Source organism: Xanthomonas graminis pv. graminis, assembly GCF_030168915.1.
Lineage (GTDB): Bacteria > Pseudomonadota > Gammaproteobacteria > Xanthomonadales > Xanthomonadaceae > Xanthomonas_A > Xanthomonas_A translucens.
The window spans coordinates 3,729,511-3,754,588 of sequence record NZ_CP076255.1 but is presented as its reverse complement, the minus strand read 5'-3'; the positions used below and the strand labels follow the sequence as shown (position 1 = coordinate 3,754,588).

General features: G+C 69.5%; 25 protein-coding genes. 17 read left to right on the top strand and 8 right to left on the bottom strand.

Annotated features, from left to right (window positions below):
• The first annotated feature begins 134 nt into the window (after nucleotides 1-134).
• The 5 genes from KHF85_RS16330 (at nucleotide 135) to KHF85_RS16310 (ending at nucleotide 5,456) form a co-directional block, all read left to right on the top strand.
• The gene (locus KHF85_RS16330; protein ID WP_284567461.1) at nucleotides 135-1,106 is read left to right on the top strand and encodes an aldo/keto reductase; all 972 of its coding nucleotides are present in this window, start codon (nucleotides 135-137) and stop codon (nucleotides 1,104-1,106) included.
• 185 nt (nucleotides 1,107-1,291) lie between these two features.
• The gene (gene hemP / locus KHF85_RS16325) at nucleotides 1,292-1,492 is read left to right on the top strand and encodes a hemin uptake protein HemP (RefSeq protein WP_009577197.1); all 201 of its coding nucleotides are present in this window, start codon (nucleotides 1,292-1,294) and stop codon (nucleotides 1,490-1,492) included.
• Between the two features lie 174 nt (nucleotides 1,493-1,666).
• Nucleotides 1,667-3,865 carry a TonB-dependent hemoglobin/transferrin/lactoferrin family receptor gene (locus KHF85_RS16320; RefSeq protein WP_284567460.1) on the top strand — a complete coding sequence of 733 codons (2,199 nt, stop codon included), beginning with the start codon at nucleotides 1,667-1,669 and terminating at the stop codon, nucleotides 3,863-3,865.
• Nucleotides 3,866-3,871: 6 nt separating this feature from the next.
• Complete coding sequence (locus KHF85_RS16315) at nucleotides 3,872-4,474, top strand: ChuX/HutX family heme-like substrate-binding protein (protein WP_284567459.1); 603 nt, start codon at nucleotides 3,872-3,874, stop codon at nucleotides 4,472-4,474.
• A gap of 49 nt (nucleotides 4,475-4,523) precedes the next feature.
• Nucleotides 4,524-5,456, top strand: a complete 933-nt coding sequence (locus KHF85_RS16310) for a DUF6607 family protein (RefSeq protein ID WP_284567458.1) — start codon at nucleotides 4,524-4,526, stop codon at nucleotides 5,454-5,456.
• Nucleotides 5,457-5,549: 93 nt separating this feature from the next.
• Here KHF85_RS16310 and KHF85_RS16305 read toward each other — a convergent pair whose 3' ends face one another.
• The 3 genes from KHF85_RS16305 to KHF85_RS16295 all read right to left on the bottom strand — a co-directional run bounded on the left by KHF85_RS16305 (nucleotide 5,550) and on the right by KHF85_RS16295 (nucleotide 9,164).
• Nucleotides 5,550-5,939 (bottom strand): GIY-YIG nuclease family protein, encoded by a 390-nt coding sequence (locus KHF85_RS16305; protein ID WP_003481616.1) that lies wholly within the window; start codon nucleotides 5,937-5,939, stop codon nucleotides 5,550-5,552.
• A gap of 142 nt (nucleotides 5,940-6,081) precedes the next feature.
• Nucleotides 6,082-8,565, bottom strand: a complete 2,484-nt coding sequence (locus KHF85_RS16300) for an ABC transporter permease (RefSeq protein WP_284567457.1) — start codon at nucleotides 8,563-8,565, stop codon at nucleotides 6,082-6,084.
• The gene (locus tag KHF85_RS16295) at nucleotides 8,562-9,164 is read right to left on the bottom strand and encodes an ABC transporter ATP-binding protein (protein WP_004426017.1); all 603 of its coding nucleotides are present in this window, start codon (nucleotides 9,162-9,164) and stop codon (nucleotides 8,562-8,564) included. Before KHF85_RS16295 ends, KHF85_RS16300 begins: the two co-directional genes overlap by 4 nt.
• 125 nt (nucleotides 9,165-9,289) lie before the next feature.
• Here KHF85_RS16295 and KHF85_RS16290 point away from each other — a divergent pair, with 125 nt between their 5' ends.
• The 3 genes from KHF85_RS16290 (at nucleotide 9,290) to KHF85_RS16280 (ending at nucleotide 12,150) form a co-directional block, all read left to right on the top strand.
• Nucleotides 9,290-9,955, top strand: coding sequence for an arylesterase (locus KHF85_RS16290; protein ID WP_284567456.1), 666 nt, complete (start codon nucleotides 9,290-9,292; stop codon nucleotides 9,953-9,955).
• A gap of 92 nt (nucleotides 9,956-10,047) precedes the next feature.
• A complete protein-coding gene (locus KHF85_RS16285; protein WP_003481607.1) occupies nucleotides 10,048-10,761 on the top strand; it encodes a response regulator transcription factor in 714 nt (237 codons plus the stop codon).
• 108 nt (nucleotides 10,762-10,869) lie between these two features.
• The gene (locus KHF85_RS16280; protein WP_284567455.1) at nucleotides 10,870-12,150 is read left to right on the top strand and encodes a sensor histidine kinase; all 1,281 of its coding nucleotides are present in this window, start codon (nucleotides 10,870-10,872) and stop codon (nucleotides 12,148-12,150) included.
• A 45-nt stretch (nucleotides 12,151-12,195) separates the two neighbouring features.
• On the opposite strand, the gene KHF85_RS16275 is transcribed toward KHF85_RS16280, so the two are convergent.
• The gene (locus tag KHF85_RS16275) at nucleotides 12,196-12,903 is read right to left on the bottom strand and encodes an SGNH/GDSL hydrolase family protein (protein ID WP_284567454.1); all 708 of its coding nucleotides are present in this window, start codon (nucleotides 12,901-12,903) and stop codon (nucleotides 12,196-12,198) included.
• A 202-nt stretch (nucleotides 12,904-13,105) separates the two neighbouring features.
• On the opposite strand from KHF85_RS16275, the gene KHF85_RS16270 reads away from it, so the two are divergent.
• From KHF85_RS16270 to KHF85_RS16235, 8 genes are all read left to right on the top strand, one after another.
• Entirely contained in the window at nucleotides 13,106-13,486 is a 381-nt protein-coding gene (locus KHF85_RS16270; protein ID WP_053837695.1) for a diacylglycerol kinase, read from the top strand.
• 41 nt (nucleotides 13,487-13,527) lie between these two features.
• A complete protein-coding gene (locus KHF85_RS16265) occupies nucleotides 13,528-14,277 on the top strand; it encodes a TerC family protein (RefSeq protein ID WP_039007622.1) in 750 nt (249 codons plus the stop codon).
• Nucleotides 14,278-14,353: 76 nt separating this feature from the next.
• Nucleotides 14,354-14,989, top strand: a complete 636-nt coding sequence (locus KHF85_RS16260; RefSeq protein ID WP_284567453.1) for a LemA family protein — start codon at nucleotides 14,354-14,356, stop codon at nucleotides 14,987-14,989.
• Nucleotides 14,990-15,176: 187 nt separating this feature from the next.
• Nucleotides 15,177-16,133: a TPM domain-containing protein gene (locus tag KHF85_RS16255; RefSeq protein ID WP_284567452.1), complete on the top strand. Its 957-nt coding sequence runs from the start codon at nucleotides 15,177-15,179 to the stop codon at nucleotides 16,131-16,133.
• Nucleotides 16,133-16,624, top strand: a complete 492-nt coding sequence (locus KHF85_RS16250) for a TPM domain-containing protein (protein WP_284567451.1) — start codon at nucleotides 16,133-16,135, stop codon at nucleotides 16,622-16,624. Before KHF85_RS16255 ends, KHF85_RS16250 begins: the two co-directional genes overlap by 1 nt.
• Before the next feature lie 385 nt (nucleotides 16,625-17,009).
• On the top strand, nucleotides 17,010-17,891 hold the full coding sequence (gene lgt, locus KHF85_RS16245; protein WP_284567450.1) for a prolipoprotein diacylglyceryl transferase: 882 nt from the start codon (nucleotides 17,010-17,012) through the stop codon (nucleotides 17,889-17,891).
• The gene (locus KHF85_RS16240; protein ID WP_284567449.1) at nucleotides 17,888-18,682 is read left to right on the top strand and encodes a thymidylate synthase; all 795 of its coding nucleotides are present in this window, start codon (nucleotides 17,888-17,890) and stop codon (nucleotides 18,680-18,682) included. Before lgt ends, KHF85_RS16240 begins: the two co-directional genes overlap by 4 nt.
• Before the next feature lie 107 nt (nucleotides 18,683-18,789).
• The gene (locus tag KHF85_RS16235) at nucleotides 18,790-19,290 is read left to right on the top strand and encodes a dihydrofolate reductase (RefSeq protein ID WP_284569580.1); all 501 of its coding nucleotides are present in this window, start codon (nucleotides 18,790-18,792) and stop codon (nucleotides 19,288-19,290) included.
• A 108-nt stretch (nucleotides 19,291-19,398) separates the two neighbouring features.
• Here the strand turns inward: KHF85_RS16235 and KHF85_RS16230 are convergent, their stop codons facing one another.
• The 3 genes from KHF85_RS16230 to rsmA all read right to left on the bottom strand — a co-directional run bounded on the left by KHF85_RS16230 (nucleotide 19,399) and on the right by rsmA (nucleotide 21,665).
• Nucleotides 19,399-20,328 (bottom strand): symmetrical bis(5'-nucleosyl)-tetraphosphatase, encoded by a 930-nt coding sequence (locus KHF85_RS16230; protein WP_284567448.1) that lies wholly within the window; start codon nucleotides 20,326-20,328, stop codon nucleotides 19,399-19,401.
• A 10-nt stretch (nucleotides 20,329-20,338) separates the two neighbouring features.
• Nucleotides 20,339-20,722 (bottom strand): Co2+/Mg2+ efflux protein ApaG, encoded by a 384-nt coding sequence (gene apaG, locus KHF85_RS16225; RefSeq protein ID WP_284567447.1) that lies wholly within the window; start codon nucleotides 20,720-20,722, stop codon nucleotides 20,339-20,341.
• A gap of 148 nt (nucleotides 20,723-20,870) precedes the next feature.
• The gene (gene rsmA / locus KHF85_RS16220; RefSeq protein ID WP_039007616.1) at nucleotides 20,871-21,665 is read right to left on the bottom strand and encodes a 16S rRNA (adenine(1518)-N(6)/adenine(1519)-N(6))-dimethyltransferase RsmA; all 795 of its coding nucleotides are present in this window, start codon (nucleotides 21,663-21,665) and stop codon (nucleotides 20,871-20,873) included.
• 303 nt (nucleotides 21,666-21,968) lie between these two features.
• Between rsmA and KHF85_RS16215 the strand changes: the two genes are divergently transcribed.
• Nucleotides 21,969-22,895: an IS110 family RNA-guided transposase gene (locus KHF85_RS16215; protein WP_284566813.1), complete on the top strand. Its 927-nt coding sequence runs from the start codon at nucleotides 21,969-21,971 to the stop codon at nucleotides 22,893-22,895.
• Nucleotides 22,896-22,962: 67 nt separating this feature from the next.
• On the opposite strand, the gene KHF85_RS16210 is transcribed toward KHF85_RS16215, so the two are convergent.
• On the bottom strand, nucleotides 22,963-24,984 hold the full coding sequence (locus KHF85_RS16210) for a sigma-54-dependent Fis family transcriptional regulator (RefSeq protein WP_284567446.1): 2,022 nt from the start codon (nucleotides 24,982-24,984) through the stop codon (nucleotides 22,963-22,965).
• Between the last annotated feature and the right edge of the window lie 94 nt (nucleotides 24,985-25,078).

Below are 25,078 nucleotides of genomic sequence, written 5' to 3'. Positions count from 1 at the left end.
AACCCGGTTCAGCGCAGGAAATCGGGTGCCGTTCCAGGCAGCGCGTGGAATGCGAGCGCGTGACGGTCGCCTCGCTACACTGTGCGGCCGCCCGCCGGCCACGTTCGCTGGCGTACACCGCAGGAGGAATTCGCATGCACTACCGTCGCCTTGGCGCCACCGGCTTGCAGCTGTCGGCGCTGTCGTTCGGGGCCTGGATCAACGTCGGCGGACAGATCGGCCGCGACGAAGCGCGCAACCTGATCGCCGCCGCCTGGGACCATGGGGTCAACTTCTTCGACAACGCCGAGGTCTATGCGCACGGCCGCGCCGAGCAGGTGATCGGCGATGTGATCGCCGATCTGCGGTTGCCGCGCGATGGCTATTGCGTGTCCAGCAAGGTCTACTTCGGCGCGGTCGCTGCGCCGCGCCCGACCCAGCGCGGGCTGTCGCGCAAGCACGTCACCGACGCCTGCCATGCCGCGCTGAAGCGGCTGCGGGTGGACTATCTGGATCTGTACTACTGCCACCGCCCCGACCCCGACACGCCGGTGGAGGAAACCGTGCGCGCGATGGATGCGCTGGTGCGGCAGGGCAAGGTGCTGTACTGGGGGACCTCCGAGTGGCCGGCCGACCGCATTCGCGAGGCCGCGCAGCTGGCGCAGGCGCTCGGCCTGCAGGGGCCGTCGATGGAGCAGCCGCAATACAACCTGCTGCATCGCCAGCGCGTGGAGCAGGACTACGCGCCGCTGTACGCCGAACTCGGCCTCGGCACCACGATCTGGTCGCCGCTGGCCTCGGGCCTGCTGACCGGCAAGTACAACGACGGCATCGATCCGGCGTCGCGCTTGGGCCAGGCGAGCAACGCCTGGTTGCACGACGAAGTGATCGGGCCGCCGGCGCAGCGCCGGGTGGAGCGCGCGCGCCGCTTCACCGCGCTGGCCGCCGCCGAGGGCGTGGCGCCGGCGGCGCTGGCGATCGCCTGGTGCCTGCGCAATCCGCACGTGTCCACGGTGATCCTCGGCGCCAGCCGCGTCGCCCAGTTGTTGGAGAACTTCGACGCGCTGCAACTGGCCACGCGCGAGGATCCGGCGTTGTGGGCGCAGGTCGAGGCCGCGGTGGTGTGAGCTGGTGCGTGCGCTTGGTATGGATGGCCGTTGCAGCTTGCGGACCTCTGGGTCGTATCATTCACGGGCACTTCCGAAATTTGAACTTCAATCGGCATCTTGAATCGCAGCAAACGAGAACGGCTCTTGCTTAACTATTGAGAATCATTATCATCCGTATCGACCCCTGTGTACGGAGCCCGACCATGACCGCTCAACCCGTCCTGTTGCGTCACCCCGAAACCCTGAGCCTGCGCGAGCGTGCGCTGCCGCGCGCGGTCCCGGTCGAAGAGACGATCAGCAGCGAAGCGCTGCTGAAAGGGCGCCGCGAAGTGCTGATCCAGCATGGCGATCGCGTCTATCGCCTGCGCCATACCAGCAACGACAAGCTGATCCTGACCAAGTAAGCCGGCCGGCCGCGCAGTGCGCGGCCAGGCCACCCGCTCGACACTGCCGCCACCTGGCCGGACCCGATGGGTCCGCCGCGGCCGCCCGCAGTCGCGACTGTTGCTCTCCTCGGCCCCTGCGCCGGCCTGCGTGCCGGCGTGGCCGGGACTTTTCGCGACCCACCGATGACTTCCATGATCCGTACCGCTCCGCTCACCGGTGCGCTGTGGCTGGCCTTTGCCGCCTGCGCGCATGCCGCTGCCGCAGACACCGCCAGTGGCGCCACGCCGCGCGACTTCGAGCGCTTGCAGGTCACCGCCACCCGCACCCAGCGCGCCATCGTCGAGGTGCCCAGCAGCGTCGATGTGATCGACCGCGAGCAGATGGACCAGGAACTGGTGTACGACCTGAAGGACCTGCTGCGCTACACCCCCGGCGTCGCGGTCACCGGCAATAGCGGCCGCTTCAGCGGCATCGGCGGCATCCGCATCCGCGGCCTGGACGGCAACCGCGTGCTGATCCAGCCCGACGGCATCCCGGTCGCGGACAGTTTCAGCTTCGGCAACTATCTCAACGCCAACCGCAACGTCGTCGATATGGAAACGCTCAAGCGGGTCGAGATCGTACGCGGTCCCGCCAGCTCGCTGTACGGCTCCGATGCGCTCGGCGGCGTGGTCGCCTACGTGACCAAGGATCCGGCCGACTACCTGGCGCCGGGCAAGCACAGCTACGTGGGCCTGAAGTTCGGCTACGAGAGCGACTGGGACGGCCTGTTCGCCGGCGCGCTGGTCGCGTTCGGCGGCGAGCGCTGGAGCGGCATGGCCGCGGTCAGCCACCGCCAGGGCCAGGAAAGCCAGACCCAGGGCGACGACCGCAGCACCGGCGCGGCGCGCACCGCGCCCAATCCGCTCCACAGCGACGGCCGCAGCCTGCTCAGCAAGCTGGTCTACGCGCCGAGCGCGAACCAGCGTTTCAAGCTGAGCATGGAAGGCAACGAGGACTATTCCAGCATCGATGCGCTGAGCAACGTCAGTTCCAGCATCCTGTCGCAGCGCGGCCGCGACCACCAGACCCGCGCCCGCGTGTCGCTGACCCACGAAGTGGACCAGCTCGACACGCTGCTCGCCGACGACCTGCAGTGGCAGCTGTACCGGCAGGACAGCCTGAGCCTGCAACGCACCGACGAGCGCCGCAGCACCACCACCCTGCGGCACATGCAGCACGACTTCGACCAGCGCCTGTACGGCTTGCAGGCCAACCTGCACAAGCGGGTGGACCAGGGCCGCGTGGTCCACGACGTCAGCTACGGCATCGACCTGTCGTGGAGCGAGACCCACGAAAAGCGCGACGGCTACGTGCAGAACCTGACGACCGGCGCGATCAGCAAGACCGTGGGCGTGGAGACGTTCCCGGTGCGCGATTTCCCGGTCACCGAGACCGGCAAGGCCGGCGCCTATCTGCAGGACGAGATGCGCCTGGTCGACGGCCGCTTCAGCCTGATCCCGGGCGTGCGCCTGGACTACTACCGGCTGTCGCCGCAGGTCGATGCGATCTTCGCCGCCGACAACCCGGGCGTGGCCGCGGAGAGCGTCACCGACAGCAACGTCTCGCCCAAGCTCGGCGCGATCTGGCGCATCGACGACGCGTGGTCGCTGTACGCCAACTACGCGCACGGCTTCCGCGCGCCGCCGTACAACGACGTCAACATCGGCTTCAGCAACCTGCAGTTCGGCTACACCGCCATCGCCAATCCGGACCTGAAACCGGAGACCAGCAAGGGCGCCGAACTGGGCCTGCGCTACACCGCGGCGGCCGGCTATTTCGGCCTGAGCGGCTACTACAACGACTACCGCGACTTCATTGAGTCCTACAGCTTCGTCGGCTACAACGCCGACGGCCTGATGCTGTACCAGTCGCGCAACGTCGATCACGTGGTGATCAAGGGCGTGGAGGCCAGGGCCGGCGTCGAGTTCGGCGCGCTGTCCGCACGCTGGGCCGGCTGGTCGCTGCATACCAGCGCCGCCTATGCGCGCGGCGACAACAAGACCGACGCCACGCCGCTGAATTCGATCGATCCGCTGCGCGGCGTGCTTGGCATGGCCTACGATCGCGAGACCTGGAGCGCGCAACTGGTCGGGACCTTCGTGGCGAAGAAGCAACGCCCGGCACTGGCGACGTACTACACCCCATCCGGCTACGCGACGCTGGACCTGCTCGCGTACTGGAACTTCACTCCCGGCGCGCGGCTCAACGTCGGCGTGTTCAACCTGGCCGATCGCCGCTACATCGACTGGAACACGCTGCCCAGCGCGACCCTGGCCAGCAGCAGCGTGCTCGACCGCTATACCGGCGCCGGACGCAACGTCTCGGTCAGCCTGGCGCTGGACTGGTAGCGGCGTATGCGCAAGGCCGCGCCAGCGAGCGCCGACGCGATCCGGATCGCCGCATCCGCGCCGCTGCCGCACCCGGCGCAGCTGGCGGCGCTGGGCACCGTGCTGTGCCTGTACCGCGCGCAGCTGGGCACCGAACTGATGGGCTGGAACCATGCGCTGCGGGTCGGCGCGCAGCTCGGCGTGGACAGCGACGGACTGCTCGAAAGCCTGTGCTTCTACGATCGCCAGCAACGCTGCTGCTGGCGCCTGTACCTGCTGCCGGACAGCGATTTCGTCGCATGGGACGCCTTGCTGTCGGCGTTGCCCGCAGTGCACAGCGACAGCACCGATGCCGGCGTCGCCGAACGCCTGTGGCGGCGCGTGGCCGGGCGCCTGAGCGGCGACAGCTGGCGCGCGCGGGCGTTGCGCCTGCACGCCAGCGACGGCGCACTGGCGGCCAGCGTCGCCAGCGTGTCGCCGCTGGGCGCCAGCATCGCCCGGCGCATCGCGCGGCTGGAAGCGGCCGAGGGCGAAGTGCTGGTCGACGACTGCTGCTGCGCCCGCGCCGGCCTGGGCCTGCCGGCCGCGCGTCACGACCCGCAACGGCCGTGGCCGTTGCTGCGCCTGTAGCGCGCGTTACTGCAAATTTTTGCTCCGCCACCGCGAACCGATCACGACGATGAAATCACCGCTGCTGTCCCTGCTCCTGCTCGCCGCGACCAATCTGGCCCACGCCGAGGACGCCGATCCGCAACGCGACCGCGCCAGCATCCTGGCGATGCAGGGCGAGTACGCCGTGGATTTCGCCTTCGACGAGACCGTGCTGCTCACGCCAGGCTACGCGCGCGCATCGGCGATGCGCAGCGGCGCCAACGAAGTGGTGATCGTGGTCGAAGACGGCCCGCGCAAGGTGGTGCTGCAGCACCTGCTGGTCGATCCCAAGAGCGGCCATGTGACCAAGCACTGGCGCCAGGACTGGCGCTACGAAGCGCCGCAGCGTTTCGAATTCAGCGCCGACCAGACCTGGCAGGTGCGCCCACTGGCCGCGGCGACCACCCGCGGCGCCTGGACCCAGTGCGTGTACGAAGTCAGCGATGCGCCGCGCTACTGCGGCACCGGCCGCTGGGACTATGCCGACGGCCACCCGACCTGGGCCAGCGACCTGAGCTGGCGCCCGCTGCCGCGGCGCGAATACACCAAGCGCCGCGACTACAACGCGCTGGCGGTGATCAACCGGCACACGCTGACCCCGGCCGGCTGGACCCACGAGCAGTTCAACACCAAGGTGCTGCGCAAGCCCGACGGCAGCCAGCAGCCGATCGCGCGCGAATTCGGCTTCAACGACTACGTCAAGACCGGCGATGTCGACTTCACCCCGGCCTACGCCTACTGGAAGGCGACCCAGGGCTATTGGGCCAGGGTGCGCGCGCACTGGGACGGATTCCTCGGCAAGCCGCCGGGCGTGCACCTGAAGACCAGCCTCGACGGCATGGCGATGATCGTGCCGCTGTTCGAGCAGGCCGAGGCGGTGCAGCAGGGCAAGCCGGTGGCCGATGCGAAGATCGCTGCGGTGTTCGCGCAGTGGGTGGAGCCGGCGTCCGCCGCGCGTTGAACGCTGCTGCCGGCGCAGCGCCAAGGTGGGACGGCGGCCGGGAGTGGCGCCTTCCCTTTTTTCCCGGTGCACGCATTACGCGGCGGCGCCGGCCTACAGGTCGGTCACCAGGTGGTAGCTCAAGCCCTTGCGCTCGGGCAGGGTGAAGATCCAGGGAAAACCGACCGATACCCCGCTGAGATCGAGCCACTGCGGATTGAACGACTCGATCAGGCCGCGCTGCCAGCAATGGCTGAGCTGGGAGATCTCCGCGGCGCGCAGCAATGCGGCCACTTCGTTCTCGCACTCCTCGTACCACACCGCAAGGATGGCGACCGGATCTTCGGTCTCTCCGCGCACGCTGTTGCGCTCGCGCAGGGTTCTGCCCAAGCCCTCGAGCGCCTGCGGCGTCGGTGCGGTGGCGATGTAGTACGGCCCGCTGCGGGTCTCGGCCATGATGCAGGCCAGGTACGGCGTGCCATTGCGGGAGAGGGTGTCGCTCATCGGCCAAGCATGCTCTACATGGGAATGGCGATTGTGCCGGTAAGCGGCGGCGCTTGCAGCCACCATCTTGCGCGCAGTCGCCGCGCCGCCAACGGTGGCCGCCCCGCGGCAGCTGCGTGTGCGCCGCGATCGCCGCGCACGCTCAGCTCTCGCGCAGGGCCAGCGCCGGCGGCGTGCGCAGGATGCGGCGCGTGCCCGACCAGCCGGCGAGCAGGCTCAGCAGCACGCCGCCGGCCCCGCCCAGCAGCAGCGCCGGCCACGGCGGCGACAGCGCCAGGTCGAACGCCTGCTTGGCCACGACCACGCCGATCGCCGCCGCCGCGCCGACCGCCAGCAGCGCCGCGAGCAGGCCGAGCGCGCCGAATTCCACCAGCACCGCGCCGCGCAGCTGGCCGCGGCGCGCGCCCAGCGTGCGCAGCACCGCGCTGTCGTAGCGGCGCTCGCCGGCGGTGGCCTGCAGCGCCGCCAGCAGCACCAGCACGCCGGCCAGCAGGCTGAAGCCCATCACCAGCTGCACCGCCTGCGCCACCTGGTCGATCACCTCACGCACCCGTCCCAGGATCGCGTCGATGTCCAGCAGCGACACGTTCGGATAGCTGCGGCTGAGGCCGCTCAGCTGCGCCGCGGAACCGCGCGGCAGGTGGAACGCGGAGATCAGGTTGTACGGCGCGTCCTGCACCGCGCCGGCGTTGAGCAGCAGGAAGAAATTGACCCGGAACGAATCCCAGTCGGCCTTGCGCACGCTGGTCACGGTGAAGCTGCGCTGCTGCTCGCCGAGCAACAGGGTGATGCGGTCGCCGAGCTTGAGGCCGTAGCGCTGCGCCCAGGCTTCTTCCACCGAGGCTTCCGCCGCGGTGCTGCCGGCGGCCCAGAAACGGCCCGACAGCAGGCGGTTGGCGGCGGGAAATTCATGCCGCCAGGAGAAATTGATCGGCCGGTCGGCGCCGTCGCCATCGTCTTCCGGACCCTGCTGCTGGCGCTGCGGCGGCTTGCCGTTGATCGCCACCAGCTTGCCGGTACTGAACGGCTCCACCGCCGCGTCGGTGACGCCGAGCCCGCGCAGCGTGCCGAGCACGTGCTCGGCCTGGTCGGGCTGGATGTTCATCAGGAAATAGTTCGGCGTGTCCGCCGGCAGCCGGTCGCGCCACTGGCCGAGCAGGCCCGGGCCGATCACCGCCAGCAGCAGCAAGGCGCACAGCGACAGCGACAGCCCGACCAGTTGCACCACGCTCAGCGCGCTGCGCCGGGTCAGCGCGGCCAGGCCCAGCTTCCACGGCCCGCGCAGGCGCGATTGCAGCCGCCGCAGCAGCACCAGCAGCAGGCTGCCGACCGCCCCGGCGAGCGCGGCCAGCAGGGTCAGCCCGCCCAGCACCCAGGCCGCGAGCACGCCATCGCCGGTGGCGTATACCGCCAGCACCACGGTGGCGAGCAGTGCGGCGGCGTAGACCAGCAGCGAGGTCGGCGGCAGCGCGGCGAAGCTGCGGTTGAGCACGCGCATCGGCGGCACGTTGCGCAGCCGCAGCAGCGGCGGCAGGCCGAAGCCGAGCAGCAGCACCAGGCCGATGCCGGCGCCGGCCAGCGCCGGGGTCGCCTGCGGCAGCGGCAGCCGGTTCGGGATCAGGCTGCCCAGCGCTTCGACCAGGCCAAGCTGCGCCAGCATGCCCAGGCCCACGCCGAGCGCACATGCCGGGATCGCCAGCAGCAGCAACTGCAGCGCCAGCGCGCCGAGGATGTCGCGCTGGCGCGCGCCCAGGCAGCGCAGCACGGCCACCGTGTCGATGCGGCGCAGCGCGAAGCGGTTGGCGGCCAGCGCGGTGGCGACGCCGGCCAGCAGCACCGCCAGCAGCGCGGTCAGCGCCAGGAAGCGGCCGGCGCGGTCGAACGCGCCGCGCACGCCGCGCTGGGTGTCCTCGATGCCGACCAGGCGGAAGGCGTTGGCGCGCGGCGCCAGCCACTGGCGCAGCGCAGCGATCTCGCCCGGTGCGCCGGCGAACATCAGCCGGTACGAGGCGCGGCTGCCGGGGCCGAGCAGGCCGGCGGCATCGACGTCGGCGCGGTTGACCAACAGCGGCGGCGACAGCTGCATCAGCTCGCCGGAGGCGTCCGGCTCGGCGCGCAGCACCCGGGTCACGCGCAGCGTGCCGGCGCCGAACTCCAGGTCGTCGCCGAGCTTCAGTCCCAGCGCCTCGAGCAGGCGCGGATCGGCGTAGGCCTGGCCGCGCGGCGGCGGGCCGGCGCGCTCGCTGCCGGCGCCGGCGGTATCGCGCGCGACCCGCAATTCGCCGCGCAAGGGATAGCCGGCGGCGACCGCCTTGATGTTGGCCATCTGGCTGGCGTCGCCATGGAACAGCACGCTGGGAAAGCTGACCAGGCGCGTGTGGCGCAGGCCGCGGCGCTGCGCTTCTGCGGCGAACGCGGCGGGGATGTCCTGGCGTCCGGTCACGCCGAGATCGCCGCCGATCACCTCGGCGGCGCTGCCGGTCAGCGCCAGGGTGACGCGATCGACCAGGGTGCCGACCGCGGTCATCACCGCCACGCCCAGCACCAGCGCGGCGAACACGGTCAGCAGGTCGCCGGCGAACAGCTCGCGGCGCAGCGCGCGCGCGGCGTGGCGCAGCACGTTCATGCGTCAGCCACCGCTTCGGCCTGGCGCAGGCGCCCGCGGTCGAGCCGGTAGCGGTGCTCGCAACGCTGCGCCAGGCGCAGGTCGTGGGTGACCAGCACCAGGGTGGTGTCGCTGCCGGCGTTGAGCGCGAACAGCAGGTCGCTGATCTGCTGGCCGGTGGCCTGGTCGAGGCTGCCGGTGGGTTCGTCGGCGAACAGGATCCGCGGCCGCGCCACGAACGCGCGCGCCAGCGCCACGCGCTGCTGCTCGCCGCCGGACAACTGCCGCGGGTAGTGCCGCGCCCGCGCGGTCAGGCCCACCGCCTCCAGCACCTCGCGTACCCTCGCCGGATCCTCGCGCCCGGCCAGTTCCAGCGGCAGCGCGATGTTTTCGGCGGCGGTCAGCGACGGCAGCAGGTGGAAGCTCTGGAACACGAAACCGACTTCGCGCGCGCGCAGCGCGGCGCGCGCTTCCTCGTCCAGCGCGTTGAGCGACTGCCCGGCGAGCACGATCTCGCCGCGCGTGGGCAGGTCCAGGCCGGCGAGCAGGCCGAGCAGGGTGGTCTTGCCGGAACCGGACGCGCCGACGATGGCGACGCTGTCGCCTTCACCGATGGTCAATCCGACCTTGTCGAGAATGTGGACCGTGCCCTCCGGTCCGCTGACGGATTTGCCGACATCGCGTACGTCGATCGCGATGCCGGTGCGGGGAGTGGGGGCCAGACTGTCGATGAGGAAATCTCCGGATGCGTGGCAACGATACGAAAGGAACGCCTGCCTGGACGCGCAGCGCCTGGCTCCTGGCCTGCTTGGCATGGTGTCTGCTGCTGCCCGCCATCGCCTGTGCCAAAGGTGCGGCGGGGCCGGTGCTGGTGGTCGGCGACAGCCTCAGCGCTGCGCACAACATCCCGGTCCAGTCCGGCTGGGTGGCGCTGCTGGAGCGCCGCCTGCAACAACAGATGCAGGCGCCACCGGCCGTCGTCAACGCCAGCATCAGCGGCGAGACCTCTTCCGGCGCGCTGACCCGGCTACCGGCGCTGCTGCACAAACACCGCCCGGCGGTGGTGGTGATCGAACTCGGCGGCAACGACGCGCTGCGCGGGCTGACCCCGGCAGAGCTGCGCGGCAATCTGGAGAAGATGATCGTGCTCAGCCGTGACGCCGGCGCGAAGGTGCTGCTGCTGGGCATCGACGTGCCACCGAACTACGGGCCGGCGTACCGGCAGCGGCTGCGCGCGGTCTACGCCGACCTGGCCAGGCAGTACCAGGCCGGGCTGCTGCCGTTCCTGCTGGAGGGCGTGGCGCTGAACCCGGCGCTGATGCAGGACGACGGGCTGCATCCCACCGCCGCCGGCCAGCCGAAGCTGCTGGACAATGTGTGGCCCAAGCTCAAGCCCTTGATCGGCGGCTGATGTTTGCGCCGCTCATGCAGATGACGCGTTCTTCACGCGATCACCACCGGGCTTCCGGCATGTTTCACAAAGCTGAAGACTGAGGAAGCTCTATGCGTCAGACCAAGGAAACCTCCGGACTCGTTCTGGTCGTCGAGGACAACCGCAACATCTCCGAGATGATCGGCGAATACCTGGAAGGCCGCGGATTCGAAGTGGATTACGCCTGCGATGGCCTGGACGGCTACCGTCTGGCGGCGGAGAACAGTTACGACGTGGTGGTGCTGGACCTGATGCTGCCGCGCCTGGACGGCATCGAGGTATGCCGCCGGTTGCGCAATGACGCGCGCAAGTCCACGCCGGTGCTGATGCTGACCGCGCGCGACACGCTCGACGACAAGCTCACCGGGCTGGGCTTCGGTGCCGACGACTACCTGACCAAGCCGTTCGCGATCCAGGAACTGGAAGCGCGGCTGCGGGCGCTGATCCGCCGCGAGCGCCGCCAGGTCGGCTCGGAAGTGCTGAAGGTGGCCGACCTGGTGCTGGACCCGGTGAGCATGCGTGCGACCCGCGCCGGCACCGAACTGCAGCTGTCGCCGATCGGCCTGCGCCTGCTGACCATCCTGATGCGCGAGTCGCCGCGGGTGGTCACCCGCCAGGAGATCGAGCGCGAGATCTGGGGCAACGGCCTGCCCGACTCGGACACCCTGCGCAGCCATCTGTACAACCTGCGCAAGATCATCGACAAGCCGTTCGACCGGCCATTGCTGCACACCGTGCAGAGCGCCGGTTACCGCATCGCCGACATCGCCCAGCCGATGAGCTGAGCGGTACCGCTTTTCGTTAAGCGGAAGGCCCCGGCGCCGGGGCCTGCTTGCACGGCGGATTTACGATTCGCCCTCCTATAATCGCGGCGAAAAGAAACGGAAGCTTTAATGCCGCACGGTCTGCCGCGCAAAATCCGCCTTGCCTTGATCGCCCGGATCCTGTTCGCGGCCTGCATCGTCGCCTTGGGCAGCTACCTGGTCGTGGCGGTCGTGCAGCACTCGCTGATCGGATCGGTGATGCGCGAGGAAGCCGCGCACTACTGGCGCCTGCACGCGCAGTCCCCGGCGCAGCCGCCGCCCAATAGCCATAACCTGCGCGGTTATCTGGTGCCGGCCGGGCAATCGGATGCGGCGGTGCCGGCACAGTTGCGCGGCCTCGATCCTGGCCTGCACGAGAATCGCCCCGGTGGCGAAATGGTGCTGGTCGACGAAACCAAGGCCGGGCGCCTGTACCTGGTGTTCCTGCGCGCGCAGGCGCAGCGCCTGGCGTTCTGGTTCGGCATCGTGCCGGCGCTGCTGACCCTGGTCGCGGTGGTGGTGGTGGGATGGCTGACCCATCGCGCCTCGCGGCGGCTGCTGTCGCCGGTGAACTGGCTGGCGCGGCGCGTGTCGCAATGGGATCCGCGGCATCCGTCCACCGCCGACCTGGCGCCGGAAAACCTGCCGGCCGACGTGCAGGGCGAATCGCGGCAACTGGCCGCCGCCTTGCACTCGCTGGCCCTGCGCGTCACCGATCACGTCTCGCGCGAGCGCAACTTCACCCGCGACGCCAGCCACGAACTGCGCACGCCGCTGACCGTGATCCGCGTCGCCAGCGACATCGCCATGACCGATCCGGACCTGTCGCCGCGGCTGAGCCGCAGCCTGCAGCGCATCCAGCGCGCCGGCCGCGACATGGAAGCGGTGATCGACGCGTTCCTGATCCTGGCGCGCGAGGCGGATGTGGTGCCGCAGAGCGAGACCTTCGAGGTCGCCGATGTGGTCGAGTACGAGGCCGAGAACGCGCGCGAACTGCTGACCGGCAAGCCGGTGACGCTGCGCGTCAGCGTCGTCGCCGCCACGCGCCTGCATGCGCCGCCGCGGGTGCTGCACGTGGTGGTCAGCAACCTGCTGCGCAACGCCTGCAGCTATACCGACGCGGGCAGCATCGAGGTCGAGGTCGGCAGCGACCGCATCAGCATCCGCGATACCGGCATCGGCATGTCCAGCGAAGCGCTGCAGCGCGCATTCGAGCCCTTCTTCCGCGCCGAGCCGGACCGCCCGCAGGGCACCGGACTGGGCCTGTCGATCGTGCGCCGGCTATGCGAGCGCTTCGGCTGGCGGATCGGGCTGGAAAGCGCCGAAGGCGGCGGCACCACCGCCACCGTGCGCTTCGATCCGGTCAAGTGAACCGCCGGATCGCCCGAAGCCGCATCGCCTGAAACGGCGGCGCGCTCAGCGCGTCAGGTACGGCCGCACGATGTCGCGCCACAGCGTATAACCGGCGGGGTTCATGTGCAGATGGTCCGGGCCGAACAGGTCGCCGCGCGGTTGCCCGTCGGCGCCGAGCATCGGCGTGTACACGTCGATGAAGTCCACCTGCTTCAGCCCCGCCGCGGCCTTGCGGATCAGCGCGTTGGCGGTGGCTACCTGCGGCAGCAGCGCCGTGCGCGCCGGGCTGGGCTTGATCGAGAGGTAGGCGATGCGGGTAGTGGGCAGGTCGCGGCGCACCCGCGCCACGAAGGCCAGGAAATCCTCGCGCAACTGCTGCGGGCTGCGGCCGCTGTTGAGGTCGTTGTCGCCGGCGTAGAACACGATCAGGCGCGGCCGGTACGGCACCACGATGCGGTCGGCGTACCAGGTGCTGTCGCGGATCTCCGAGCCGCCGAAGCCGCGGTTGAGCGTGTCCACACCCGGGAAATCGCTGGCCAGCGAGGTCCAGAAGCGGATCGAGGAACTGCCGACGAACAGCACGCCGCCACGCTTGGGCGGATGCGCCGCATCGGCCTGGGCGAAGCGCTGCATGTCCTGTGCCCAGTCCGGGCTGGAGACCTGTTCGGGGATCTTCGGTGCGACGGCCGGAGGAATCGCCAGGGCCGAATGCAAGCCCAGCAGGAACAGGCAGCTGGCGAGCAGCGCGGTGCGCAGCGGCGAACGGGACATGAAGCACCTCCAGACCACGATTGAGCGTCGATGGTGCCGCAGGCGCTGCGCTGCAGGCAAATCCGCTGCCGGCGGCGGATTTTGCCTGCGACGGGCGGGGGCTTGTGGCAAAATTGCCAATTAGCCCGCTTCGCCATCGCCCATGACCGTTCCCTTCCGGCCGTCGCCGTCGCGTTTCCGTTCCGCAGGTCGGGGCTGATCCATGGCCGACCAATTCGGGCACCTGCCGCGCGGGCCGCGCCGGATGCTGATGGCGCTGCGCTGGTCCTACCAGGGGCTGCGCGCGGCCTGGCTGCACGAGTCTTCGTTCCGGCTGGAAGCGTGCCTGTTCGTGCTGCTGGCGCCGCTGGCGCTGTGGCTGGGGCAGGGGCCGGTGCAGCAGGCGCTGATGATCGGCTCGCTGTTGCTGGTGCTGGCGGTGGAGTTGCTCAATTCCGCGATCGAGGCGGTGATCGAGCGCTACGGGCCGGAGCACCACGAACTGGCCGGCCGTGCCAAGGACATGGGCTCGGCCGCGGTGTTGCTGATGCTGGCCAATGTCGCGCTGTGCTGGGGGCTGATCCTGCTGCCGCGCCTGCTGTGACCTGCGCCTGTCTTTTTTTACCGTTATAAGGATTCGACCCCATGGCTTTCGAGTTTCTCGCCGATCCCAACACCTGGCTGACGCTGCTGACGCTGAGCGCGTTGGAAATCGTGCTGGGCATCGACAACCTGGTGTTCATCTCCATCGCGGTGGGCAAGCTGCCCGAGGCGCAACGCCCGGCGGCGCGCAAGTTCGGCATCGCGGTGGCGTGTCTGACCCGTATCGCGCTGCTGGTGTCGCTGGCGTTCCTGGCGCGGATGCAGGGCGAGCTGTTCAGCGTCGCCGGCATGGGCATTTCGGTGCGCGACCTGGTGCTGATCGTCGGCGGCGTGTTCCTGCTGGTAAAGGGCACGATGGAGATCCGCGAGATGATCACCGGCGGCGAAGACGCCGATCCGACCACCAGCAAGGCCTCGGGCGTGTTCTGGATGGTGATCGCGCAGATCGCGGTGATCGACATCGTGTTCTCGCTGGACTCGGTGATCACCGCGGTCGGCATGGCCCAGCACATCCCGGTGATGGTGGCGGCGGTGCTGCTGGCGGTGGCGGTGATGCTGCTGGCGGCCAACCCGCTTGGCCGCTTCATCGACGCCAACCCGACGGTGAAGATGCTGGCGCTGGCCTTCATCCTGATGATCGGCGTGGTGCTGATCCTGGACGGCCTGGACGTGCACGTGCCCAAGCCCTACATCTACACGGCGATGGGCTTCTCGGTGCTGGTGGAATGGCTGAACCTGCTGATGCGCCGCCGCGCCGCCGCGCACCACGTGCCCGGCGCCGGCCAGTGGTGAACGGCTGACGCGGTCGCGGCTGCGTTTTCACGGGGGGCGTGGCAAGCTGCGCCCTGTCTTTACCCCGGAGAGCGCCATGCGCCTGTTGTCCCGCTCGTTGTTGCTCGCCGCCGTCGCGGTGCTGTTGTCCGGTTGCGGCTACAACGCGATCCAGCAGAAGGACGAGGCGGTCAAGGCCGGCTGGTCCGAGGTGCTGAACCAGTACAAGCGCCGCGCCGACCTGATCCCGAACCTGGTCAACACGGTCAAGGGCTATGCCGACCAGGAGCGGCAGGTGTTGACCGACGTGACCAATGCGCGCGCGCGGGTCGGCCAGGTTCAGGTCAACGCCGACGATGCGGCCTCGCTGCAGCAGTTCCAGCAGGCGCAGGGCCAGCTGTCCAGCGCGCTGTCGCGGCTGCTGGTGGTCACCGAGAATTATCCCAACCTCAAGTCCGACCAGTCGTTCCGCGACCTGCAGGCGCAGCTGGAAGGCACCGAGAACCGCATTACGGTGGCGCGCGGCCGCTACATCCAGGCGGTGCAGGACTACAACACCTACATCCGCTCGTTCCCGCAGGTGATCACGTCGAAGATCTTCGGCTACAAGGAAAAGCCGAACTTCTCCGTGGCCAACGAGGCGCAGATCTCCGAAGCGCCGGCGGTGAATTTCGGTGGCCAGCCGGCGCCGCCCAAGCCGCCGCAGTCGCCGCAGCCGGCACCGGCGCAGTAAGCGCGCTGCAGCGCACAGCGGCGCCGGCGATGCTGTCGCCGCTGCGCGCTGGCCTGTGTCGCGACGAGCGAGCATGGGCTGCAACCGCGCTGTTGGCGCAGCGACGCCGGTCGCGTTCCTGGTCATGCCGACGCTGCGGTTCCCTTCCTTCGATGCCGTCGCGCGATTGCGCCGGCAGGAGTCTGCCATGAGCGATGCGATCACCCGCCAGCGTCCTGCGCGTCGTGGCCGGCGTGCCTGGATCGGAGCGCTGCTGCTGGCGCTGCTGCTGCCGCTGCTGGCCTGGGCGCAAGCGGCCAGCGAAGCGCCGATTCCGCCGCTGGACACGCCGGTGGTCGATACCACCGGCACCCTGCAGCCGACCCAGCGCCTCGCGCTGGAGCAGCAAGCGGTGCAGTTGCAGCAGCGCAAGGGCAGCCAGCTGCAGGTGCTGGTGGTCGCGACCACTGCGCCGGAGACGATCGAGCAGTACACCCAGCGCGTGTTCGACAAGTGGCAGATCGGCCGCAAGGGCGTGGACGACGGCGTACTGCTGGTGGTGGCCAAGGACGATCGGCGGGTGCGCATCCAGCCCGGCTATGGGCTGGAAGGCGCGATCCCCGACGTCACCGCCAACCGCATCATCCAGGAGTACCTGGTGCCGCGGTTCCGCGCCGGCGACTACAGCGGCGGCATCGCCGAGGCCACCGCGATGCTGGTCAAGCTGATCGACGGCGAACAGCTGCCGCCGCCAGTGAGCACGCACGCGGCCGAATCACGTTCCGGCGGCAAGCTGCCGCTCGGTTTCTTCGCCGGGCTGTTCGCCGCCTTCGTCGCGCAACTGCTGTTCGCACGCGCACCGCGGCTGCTGCGCGGCGTGCTGGCGGCGGTCGCCGGCGGCGGCGTGGGCCTGTTGCTGAGCCTGTCGCTGTTCGTCGCTGCGCTGACTGGCGCGATCGGGTTGGTGCTGGGCCTGCTGTCGTGCGTCTCGCCGGGCCGCTCGGTCGGCGGTGGCGGCGGCGGTGGTTGGGGGGGCGGCGGCTTCGGGGGCGGCTTCGGTGGCGGTGGTTTCGGAGGGGGCGGTGGTTTCGGCGGTGGCGGTGGCGGCGGTTGGGGCGGTGGTGGCGGCAGTTCGGGAGGCGGTGGCGCCTCGGGGAGTTGGTGATGCGGCTGCTTCGCCATCTGTTCGCGCCGGCAGCGCGCAGGCTGTTCCCCAACGCCAGCCTGGAGCGCATCGGCGCGGCGATCGCCGACGGCGAACGGCTGCACCGCGGCCAGGTGATGTTCGCGGTCGAATCGGCGCTGGCGCCGGCGGCGCTGCTGCGCGGCATGGCGCCGCGCACGCGCGCCGAGCAGGCCTTCGCGCAGTTGCGCACCTGGGACACCGAGGCCAACAACGGCGTGCTGATCTACCTGCTGCTGGCCGACCACCGGATCGAGATCGTGGCCGATCGCGGTCTGCGCGGGCGTGTGGACGAAGCGCAATGGCGCGACGTCTGCGCGCTGATCGAGCGCGACATGCGCGCCGGCCAGCCCGAGCAGGCGGTGATCGCCGGGGTGGCGGCGGTGTCGGCCTTGCTGGCCGCGCATTTCCCCGCGCAGCCGGGCCAGGCCGAGCGCGACGAACTGCCGAACATGCCGCAGCTGCTGGATTGAGCGCCGCCGCGGCATGACGCGCTGCGATGCGGGTCGCGCCGGCCCGCAGCTGAGGCGTAGCGCGGCTGCGCCCGTCGCGACTGCGGCAGCAGCCTGTGCTGATGGCAGACCCTTGCGCCTGCCGGTAGATGAAGGCTGGCGCCGTTCAATTCGACCAGGACCAGGGCAGTGGCCGGCGCCAGTGGCAGACGCTTGCGCCTGCCGGTAGATGAAGGCTGGCGCCGTTCAATTCGACCAGGACCAGGGCAGTGGCCGGCGCCAGTGGCAGACGCTTGCGCCTGCCGGCAGATGAAGGAGAGCACCGTTCAAGTCGACCAAGACCATGGTAGTGACCGGCGCCGGTGGCAGAATAGGCGACCCTCGCCCTCCGGCCGACGCTCTCCTCATGACCTATCTCCACCAGATCGATCCCATCGCCTTCTCGCTCGGCCCGGTGAAGGTGCACTGGTATGGGCTGATGTACCTGGCCGCCTTCGCCTCGGCCTGGTGGCTGGGCCGGCTGCGCATCCGCGCCGGCCGCCTGCCCGGCGTGGACATGGACGGGTTTTCCGACCTGCTGTTCTACGCGATGCTCGGCGTGGTGCTCGGCGGGCGCATCGGCTACATGCTGTTCTACGCGTTGCATGATTTCCTGGCCAACCCGCTGCTGATCTTCAAGGTCTGGGATGGCGGCATGAGCTTCCACGGCGGCCTGATCGGCGTGCTGGTGGCGGCGGCCTGGTGGTCGCGCAAGTCGCGGCTGCATTTCTTCGACACCATGGATTTCGTCGCGCCGCTGGTGCCGTTGGGGCTGGGCTTCGGTCGCGTCGGCAATTTCGTCGGCGGCGAGCTGTGGGGCAAGTTCACCAACGCCGGCTGGGGCGTGATCTTCCCGCGCACGCCGGAGCTGCAGGACTGGCCGCTGGCGCAGATCCAGGCGCAGTACGCCAGCGGTGCGCTGGACAAGTTCGCGCGGCATCCCTCGCAGCTGTACGAGGCGGCGCTGGAAGGCCTGCTGCTTTTCGCGCTGCTGTGGACGTTCTCGCTGCGGCCGCGCCGGCGCTATGCGGTGTCCGGCCTGTTCGCGCTGCTGTATGGCGTGTTCCGCTTTGCGGTGGAGTTCGTGCGCGTGCCGGATGCGCCGATCGGCTACCTGGCGTTCCATTGGCTGACCATGGGCCAGATCCTGAGCACGCCGCTGATCCTGCTCGGCCTGTTCCTGCTGTGGCGCTCGCGCCGCGCGCCGGTGTTGCAGCCGGTGCCGGTGGCAGTGGACACCACGCCATGAAGGCCTACCTGGACCTGCTGCGCCACGTGCTCGAGCACGGCGCGCAGAAATCCGACCGCACCGGCACCGGCACGCGCAGCGTGTTCGGCTGGCAGATGCGCTTCGATCTCAACGCCGGCTTCCCGCTGGTGACCACCAAGAAGCTGCACCTGCGCTCGATCGTGCATGAGCTGCTGTGGTTCCTGAAGGGCGAAACCAACATCGCCTACCTCAAGGACAACAAAGTCAGCATCTGGGACGAGTGGGCCGACGCGCAGGGCGAACTTGGTCCGGTGTACGGCAAGCAATGGCGCCGCTGGACCGGCGCCGACGGCCGCGAGATCGACCAGATGCAATGGCTGGTGGATGAGATCAAGCGCAATCCCGATTCGCGGCGCTTACTGATCAGCGCCTGGAACGTGGCGGAATTGCCGCAGATGGCGCTGATGCCGTGCCACAGTCTGTTCCAGTTCTACGTGGTCGACGGCAAGCTCAGCTGCCAGCTGTACCAGCGCAGCGGCGACATCTTCCTCGGCGTGCCGTTCAACATCGCCAGCTACGCGTTGCTGACCCACATGGTGGCGCAGGCCACCGGCCTGGGCGTCGGCGATTTCGTGCACACGCTGGGCGATGCGCACCTGTATTCGAACCACTTCGAGCAGGCGCGCGAGCAGCTGGCGCGCACGCCGCGGCCGTTGCCGACGCTGCGCCTGAATCCCGCGGTCAGCGACCTGTTCGCGTTCACCTACGACGACATCGCGATCGAGGGCTACGACCCGCATCCGGCGATCAAGGCGCCGGTGGCGGTATGAGGCGGCGGGACTCGGGACTCGGGACTCGGGACTCGGAAAATGCAACAGCGGTGGCATCGGCGAGGACGGGCAGGGACGAGTCCCGAGTCCCGAGTCCCGAGTCCCGAATAACCCTGATCGCCGCGCTCGATCGCGGCAACGCCATCGGCCGCGACAACGATCTGCCGTGGCGCTTGCCGGACGATCTGAAGCGCTTCAAGGCGCTGACCCTGGGCAAGCCGGTGCTGATGGGGCGCAAGACCGCGCAGTCGCTGGGCCGCGCGCTGCCGGGGCGCCTGAATCTGGTGTTGACGCGCTCCGGGCAGGTGCCGTTCGAGGGCATGCAGGCGGTCGCTTCGCTGCCGGCCGCGATCGAGGCGGCGCAGGCCAGCGGCGCCGGGGAGCTGGCGGTGATCGGCGGTGGCGACATCTTCGCGCTGGCCTTGCCGCACGCCGAGATGCTGTACCTGACCCATGTGGACACGCTGGTCGAAGGCGCCGATGCGCATTTTCCGATGTTCGATCCGGCGAAGTGGGAGGTCGTGGCGCGGCAGGCGCACGCGGCCGATGCCAAGCATGCGCTGGCGTTCGCATTCGTCGATTACCGGCGCAGGCGTGGCATGCCGTAGCGGATTCGTGCGGGCGGCGCGGCGTGTTGTAGGAGCGGCTTCAGCCGCGACCGGCGAGATCCTGTCGCGGCTGAAGCCGCTCCTACACGTTGGCAGTCTGCGTGGCCGTCATTCCTGATCGGGCGGCGGCGATACAGCGGCAGCACCACCACCCGCACCGCGCCCACCGCCGGTCCTGCGCCGCGGCGGCCGCGTGCGCTGCACCGGCGGCGGACCTTCGATCGGGCGTCCCGGCACCTGCACCACCTGCAGGTCTTCGCTGTCCAGCCGCAGCGCGGTGAGCTTGCCGCCCCACACCGCGCCGGTGTCGATCGCGTGCACGCCCTGGGTGATGGTCAGGCCCAGCGTGGACCAGTGGCCGCAGACGATCTTCAGGTCGCGCTCGACGCGGCCAGGCACCTCGAACCACGGATACAGGCCCTGCGCCTGGGTGCCCGGCGTGCCTTTCTCCTCGATCGCGATGCGCCCGCGCGGGGTGCAATAGCGGGCGCGGGTGAACAGGTTGATGATCGCGCGCGAGCGGTCGTAGCCGGTCAGCCCCGGCGACCAGGCCGGGCGGTCGCCGTACATGTTGCGGAACAGCTTGCGGTAGCCGCTGCCGTGCAGCTGCTGCTCGACCTCGCGCGCATGCTTCTCCGCCAGGGTGGTGGTCCACTTCGGCGCCAGCCCGGCGTGGATCATCATCCAGCCCAGTTCGCGGTCGGCGTGCAGCAGTTTCTGCATGCGCAGCCAGGTCAGCAGTTCGTCGCGGTCCTCGGCCAGCACGATGCGCTGCAGGTCCGGATTGACCTTGCGCTGCTCGTCCAGGCTGCGCTCGCCGATCGCCAGCAGCGACAGGTCGTGGTTGCCCAGCACCACCACGCTGTGTGCGCGCAACGAGTGCACCAGGCGCAAGGTTTCCAGCGACTGCCCGCCGCGGTTGACCAGGTCGCCGCAGAACCACAGCCGGTCCACCGCCGGATCGAAGCGGATCTTTTCCAGCAGCCGCTGGGTGATGTCGTAGCAACCCTGCAGGTCGCCGATGGCCCACACGCTCATGCCGATGCCATCAGTGCAGGGTCCGCGGCATGGCCAACACGAACGGTGCGACCGGTGCGACGAAATGGGTGCCGTCGTCGGCTTCCATGTCGTAGTGGCCGCGCATCGTGCCGTGCTCGGTTTCCAGCATCAGCCCGGAGGTGTAGCGGAAGTCCTCGCCGGGCCGCAGCCGCGGCTGTTCGCCGACCACGCCGTCGCCGTCCACGCGCTCCACGCGGCCGTTGGCGTCGGTGATTTCCCAGTGCCGGGCGATCAGCCGCGCGGCGACGCGGCCGCGGTTGTGGATGCGGATGGTGTAGGCGAACGCATAGCGTCCGTCCTCCGGCGCCGATTGGTCGTGGAGGAACCGGGGCGACACTTCGACCTCGATCCGATAGGGTGCGTCATCGTTCATGCCCTACAGTGTAAGCAAAGCCGGTGCAGGAATGGACTGCGCGCTGTCTACGAGCGCGCTGCAGGCAGTGCGCGCTGCTGTGTCTGCGCTGGCCGCGCCGTGAGTGTCTACGGCGTCGGCGCGCGCGGATGCGGATCGCGCTGTGCGCTCAGGCCTGCGCCACGTTGGCCAGGCGTACGAAATCGGCGACCTCCAGCTGCTCGGCGCGGGCATCCGGGCGCACCCCGGCGGCCTCGAACTGGGCCGCGTCGCAGACCCCGCCCAGCGCATTGCGCAAGGTCTTGCGGCGCTGCCCGAACGCTGCGCGCACCACGTCGGCGAAGCGCCGCCGGTCGCCGATGCCGATGTCCTGCGGCGCATGCGGCACCAGCCGCACCACCGCCGAATCGACCTTCGGCGGCGGCCGGAACGCGCCCGGCGGCACCACGAACAGCGAGGTCACTTCGCAATACGCCTGCAGCATCACGCTGAGCCGGCCGTAGACCTTGCTGCCCGGCCCCGCGGCCATGCGATCGACCACTTCCTTCTGCAGCATGAAGTGCATGTCGGCGATCGCCGCGGCGTGGTCCAGCGCATGGAACAGGATCGGCGAAGAGATGTTGTAGGGCAGGTTGCCGACCAGGCGGATGCGGCCGGCGCCGGCCAGTTCGGCGAAATCCACCGACAGCACGTCGCGGTTGAGGATGGTCAGTGCGCCGACCCCTTCGGCCGCGGCGGTCAGCGGCGCGATCAGGTCGCGGTCGAATTCGATCACGGTCAGGCGGCCGTGGCGGCGCAGCAGCGGGAAGGTGATCGCGCCTTGGCCGGGGCCGATCTCGACCAGCAGTTCGTCGGGCTTGGGATTGACCGCACGCACGATGCTGTCGATGTAGTGGCGGTCGCTGAGGAAGTGCTGGCCAAGCGATTTCTTGGCCGGGGCGCTGAAGCCGGAATAGGAAGTCATGCGGGCATCTTATCGGGATGGGGCCGGGATGGCGCGCGCGTTCCCGTAGGAGCGGCTTCAGCCGCGACCGGGCGCCTGTCGCGTCTGAAGCCGCTTGTGTCTGGAGATTGCTCTACAGTTTGAGTGGAGAGCGATGTGCGGCACGCCGACAGGCCGTAGTGTTCAAGCACGTGTAGGAGCCAGGGCGGCCGCACATCGACCTCGTTGCCTAGCCCGAACAGTTGAACGAGCGTTCGCTCGAACTTCACAAGCGTGGGCAGCGACGAGGTGGCTCTCTCCTGTCCCCCAGTCTACCTAACGCTTATGCCTCTTTGGATCGGTATCGATGTGGCCAAGGACACCTTGGCCGTCCACGTGCTTCCCCTGGACCAGTTGCTGTCCTTTCCCAATACCGCCCAGGGCCACCAGCGCCTGTGCGACCACCTTGCCGGGCACTGCGTCGGCAACGCGCTGCTGGAGGCCACCGGCGGCTACGAACGGGCGGTGATGACGGCACTGGCCACGGCAGGGATCCCGGTGACCCGGATCAATCCGCGCCGGGCACGCGCTTTCGCCACGGCCTTGGGCACAACCGCCAAGACCGATCCGCTGGATGCGGCCTTGCTGGCGCGCATGGCTCACCTGGTGCAAGCGCCCGCGCCGGCTCCCGATCCCTTGCGTGAGCAACTGCGCATGCTGGTCCAGCGCCGCGAGCAACTGGTCCAGCAACGTGACGACGAGCGCCGTCGCTTGCATCAGGCGACCCTGGCCATGGTGCGCGCGTGCCTGATCGAGCAGATCGGCGACGTGCGCCGCCGTATCCAGCGGATGAACCAGGCGATCAAGCAGGTGCGGTGCCAGCTCGACGATGCGCTGGCGCACGCCCTGGGCACGGTCCCGGGCATCGGCGAGGTCACCACCGCCAGCCTGATGGCCTATCTGCCCGAACTGGGGACGCTGGATCGTCGCCAGATCGCGGCCCTGGTCGGCCTGGCTCCCTACAACGTGGACAGCGGGCAGCACTGCGGCAAACGCCGCATCCGCGGCGGGCGTGCCACGATCCGACGAGTGCTGTACATGGCCTGTTGGAGCGTTGTGCGCACTCAAGCCTCCTTCAAGGAGCGTTATCAACAGTTACGGGCACGCGGCAAGCCCGCCAAGGTCGCCATCACCGCATGCATGCGCGTGCTGCTTATCCGACTCAACGCCATGGCACGAGATCGCACACCATGGCGTGAGGTTATCGGATGAGAAGACAGTTGCTCCTACAGGAGATGGGTACAGGAAATGGCGTGATCGAACAGCTTCGCGCCTGCACTCAAGCCGTCGCCAACCCATGCTTGCGCAGCTTGCGGTACAGGGTGTTGCGGCTGATGCCGAGCGCGTCGGCGGTGCGGCTGACGTTCCACCGATGCCGTTCCAGCTGCTGCTGCAGTACGCTGCGTTCGGCGCTGTCCAGGGCCACGCGCCCGGGCATGTCGTCGGCGGCGACCGCGTCGCGGTTGACCAGGCACGGGCCGCTGTCGGCGTCGACGATTTCCTGCGGCAGGTTGGAGATGCGGATCATGCCGTCGGCGCACAACACCGCGGCGGTGCGCAGCACGTTGCGCAGCTGCCGCAGGTTGCCCGGCCAAGCGTAGCTGAGCAGCTTGTGCAGCGCGTCCTCGCTGATGCGCACGTGGTGCTCGCCGCTCTCCTCGCGCAGCAGGGTGCGGATCAGTTCGGCCTTGTCGCTGCGCTCGCGCAGCGGCGGCAGGTGCAGCACCACGCCGTTGAGGCGGTAGTACAGGTCCTCGCGGAACTCGCCGGCGGCCACCATCTGCATCAGGTCGCGGTGGCTGGCGCTGACCACGTGCAGTTCCAGCGGCATCGCCCGGTCGCTACCCAGGGCGGTCACGCTCTGTTCTTCCAGCACGCGCAGCAGCCGCGTCTGCAGCGGCAGCGGCATGTCGCCGATCTCGTCCAGGAACAGGGTGCCGCCGCTGGCCTGCAGCAGCTTGCCGTGGCGGCCCTCGCGCGCCGCGTCGGTGAATGCGCCGCGGGCGTAGCCGAACAGCTCGCTCTCGATCAGCGCCTCGGGGATCGCCGCGCAGTTCACCGCCACGAACGGCCGCGCCGCCCACGGCGAGCCGCGGTGCACCGCCTTGGCGAACTCCTCCTTGCCGGTGCCGGTGGCGCCGCACAGCAGGATCGACACGCGATGCGCGGCCAGCTTCAGCGCGTTGTCCAGGTTGTGGCGCATGCGCGGATCGGAGCCGACGTGTTCGCGGGCGTAGGCGGCCTCGCCGCTGTCGGCGCTGGCGCCGTTGTCGGCGCTGGCGCCGTTGTCGGCGCTGGCGGCGTGCGCGCGGCCAGCGGCCGCGTCGCGGCGCGGCGGCTGCGCCAGGGCGAAGAAACGGCGCCCGTGGCAGGCGCAGCGGATCGACCACAGCGTGCTGGCGTCGTTGCGCGCGCGCTGTTCCACCGTGTCGAAATCCAGTTGCATCACCTGCGAGATGTCGCGCCCGACCAGCAGGCTGCGGTCGCCCTTGCCGAGCTGTTCCAGCGCGGCTTCGTTGACCGCGAGCACGCGGCCGTCGTAGCCGATCGCCATCAGCGCCTCGTGCAGCAGGCCGGCGAACTCCGGGCGGCTGTGGAAGCGCAGGATCCACGCATGCCGGTACTGCTCCAGGAAATACGAACGCGCGATCTGCGCCGCCGACATGCCCACCAGCGCGCTGGTGTGGCGCTGCACCAGCTTGGTGTCGCGGGCGTCCGGGGTGGAGGCGTCCAGTACCGCCAGCAGTTGCCCGTGCGGGTCCAGGATCGGCGCGCCGCTGCACGACAGCGGCAGGTGCCGGATCAGGTAATGCTCGCCGCGGTGCACGCCGAGCGCGCTGCGTTCCACCGCGCAGGTGCCGATGCCGTTGGTGCCCTGGTAGCGCTCGGCCCAGCTGGCGCCGCAGAACAACCCGGTCTCGCGGAATTCGCGCAGCAGCGCCGGGTCCTGCACGCTGTGCAGCACGGTCGCCTCGGCGTCGGCGAACACCACCGCATAGCCGCCGCCGGCGATCTGCTCGTAGAGGTTCTCCATCTCCACCTTGGCGATGCGCAGCACCTGCTCCAGCCGCTGCCGACGCTCGCGTAGTCCGCTGCCGTCGTGGACCATCGGCGAAGGGGGGGTGTCCGGGTTTAGCCCGTACTCGTCCAGACAGCGTTGCCAGGAACGCGCCAGCGCCGGCGGCAACGGCTCGATCTGGCGGAAATGGCGCATCCGCACCAGCAATGCGGATTCGGCCTCGATGGCGCACGACGGCCCGGCCTTGGCCTGCGTGAGGTTGGCGACAGTCAGCTCCGACACGTGGCGCATCCTCGGTTCCACCCGGAACCAGACCAGCAGTGACGCACAAACCGGCGCTGCGCTCAAACCGCAGTGCAGCAAAGCCGGGATTGGG

What these genes read in the sequence shown, in the direction of transcription:
- KHF85_RS16330 (WP_284567461.1), top strand. Translation starts at nt 135, where the DNA reads ATGCACTACCGTCGCCTTGGCGCCACCGGCTTGCAGCTGTCGGCGCTG.
- hemP (WP_009577197.1), top strand. Translation starts at nt 1,292, where the DNA reads ATGACCGCTCAACCCGTCCTGTTGCGTCACCCCGAAACCCTGAGCCTG.
- KHF85_RS16320 (WP_284567460.1), top strand. Translation starts at nt 1,667, where the DNA reads ATGATCCGTACCGCTCCGCTCACCGGTGCGCTGTGGCTGGCCTTTGCC.
- KHF85_RS16315 (WP_284567459.1), top strand. Translation starts at nt 3,872, where the DNA reads ATGCGCAAGGCCGCGCCAGCGAGCGCCGACGCGATCCGGATCGCCGCA.
- KHF85_RS16310 (WP_284567458.1), top strand. Translation starts at nt 4,524, where the DNA reads ATGAAATCACCGCTGCTGTCCCTGCTCCTGCTCGCCGCGACCAATCTG.
- KHF85_RS16305 (WP_003481616.1), bottom strand. Translation starts at nt 5,939, where the DNA reads ATGAGCGACACCCTCTCCCGCAATGGCACGCCGTACCTGGCCTGCATC.
- KHF85_RS16300 (WP_284567457.1), bottom strand. Translation starts at nt 8,565, where the DNA reads ATGAACGTGCTGCGCCACGCCGCGCGCGCGCTGCGCCGCGAGCTGTTC.
- KHF85_RS16290 (WP_284567456.1), top strand. Translation starts at nt 9,290, where the DNA reads ATGCGTGGCAACGATACGAAAGGAACGCCTGCCTGGACGCGCAGCGCC.
- KHF85_RS16285 (WP_003481607.1), top strand. Translation starts at nt 10,048, where the DNA reads ATGCGTCAGACCAAGGAAACCTCCGGACTCGTTCTGGTCGTCGAGGAC.
- KHF85_RS16280 (WP_284567455.1), top strand. Translation starts at nt 10,870, where the DNA reads ATGCCGCACGGTCTGCCGCGCAAAATCCGCCTTGCCTTGATCGCCCGG.
- KHF85_RS16275 (WP_284567454.1), bottom strand. Translation starts at nt 12,903, where the DNA reads ATGTCCCGTTCGCCGCTGCGCACCGCGCTGCTCGCCAGCTGCCTGTTC.
- KHF85_RS16270 (WP_053837695.1), top strand. Translation starts at nt 13,106, where the DNA reads ATGGCCGACCAATTCGGGCACCTGCCGCGCGGGCCGCGCCGGATGCTG.
- KHF85_RS16265 (WP_039007622.1), top strand. Translation starts at nt 13,528, where the DNA reads ATGGCTTTCGAGTTTCTCGCCGATCCCAACACCTGGCTGACGCTGCTG.
- KHF85_RS16260 (WP_284567453.1), top strand. Translation starts at nt 14,354, where the DNA reads ATGCGCCTGTTGTCCCGCTCGTTGTTGCTCGCCGCCGTCGCGGTGCTG.
- KHF85_RS16255 (WP_284567452.1), top strand. Translation starts at nt 15,177, where the DNA reads ATGAGCGATGCGATCACCCGCCAGCGTCCTGCGCGTCGTGGCCGGCGT.
- KHF85_RS16250 (WP_284567451.1), top strand. Translation starts at nt 16,133, where the DNA reads ATGCGGCTGCTTCGCCATCTGTTCGCGCCGGCAGCGCGCAGGCTGTTC.
- lgt (WP_284567450.1), top strand. Translation starts at nt 17,010, where the DNA reads ATGACCTATCTCCACCAGATCGATCCCATCGCCTTCTCGCTCGGCCCG.
- KHF85_RS16240 (WP_284567449.1), top strand. Translation starts at nt 17,888, where the DNA reads ATGAAGGCCTACCTGGACCTGCTGCGCCACGTGCTCGAGCACGGCGCG.
- KHF85_RS16230 (WP_284567448.1), bottom strand. Translation starts at nt 20,328, where the DNA reads ATGAGCGTGTGGGCCATCGGCGACCTGCAGGGTTGCTACGACATCACC.
- apaG (WP_284567447.1), bottom strand. Translation starts at nt 20,722, where the DNA reads ATGAACGATGACGCACCCTATCGGATCGAGGTCGAAGTGTCGCCCCGG.
- rsmA (WP_039007616.1), bottom strand. Translation starts at nt 21,665, where the DNA reads ATGACTTCCTATTCCGGCTTCAGCGCCCCGGCCAAGAAATCGCTTGGC.
- KHF85_RS16215 (WP_284566813.1), top strand. Translation starts at nt 21,969, where the DNA reads ATGCCTCTTTGGATCGGTATCGATGTGGCCAAGGACACCTTGGCCGTC.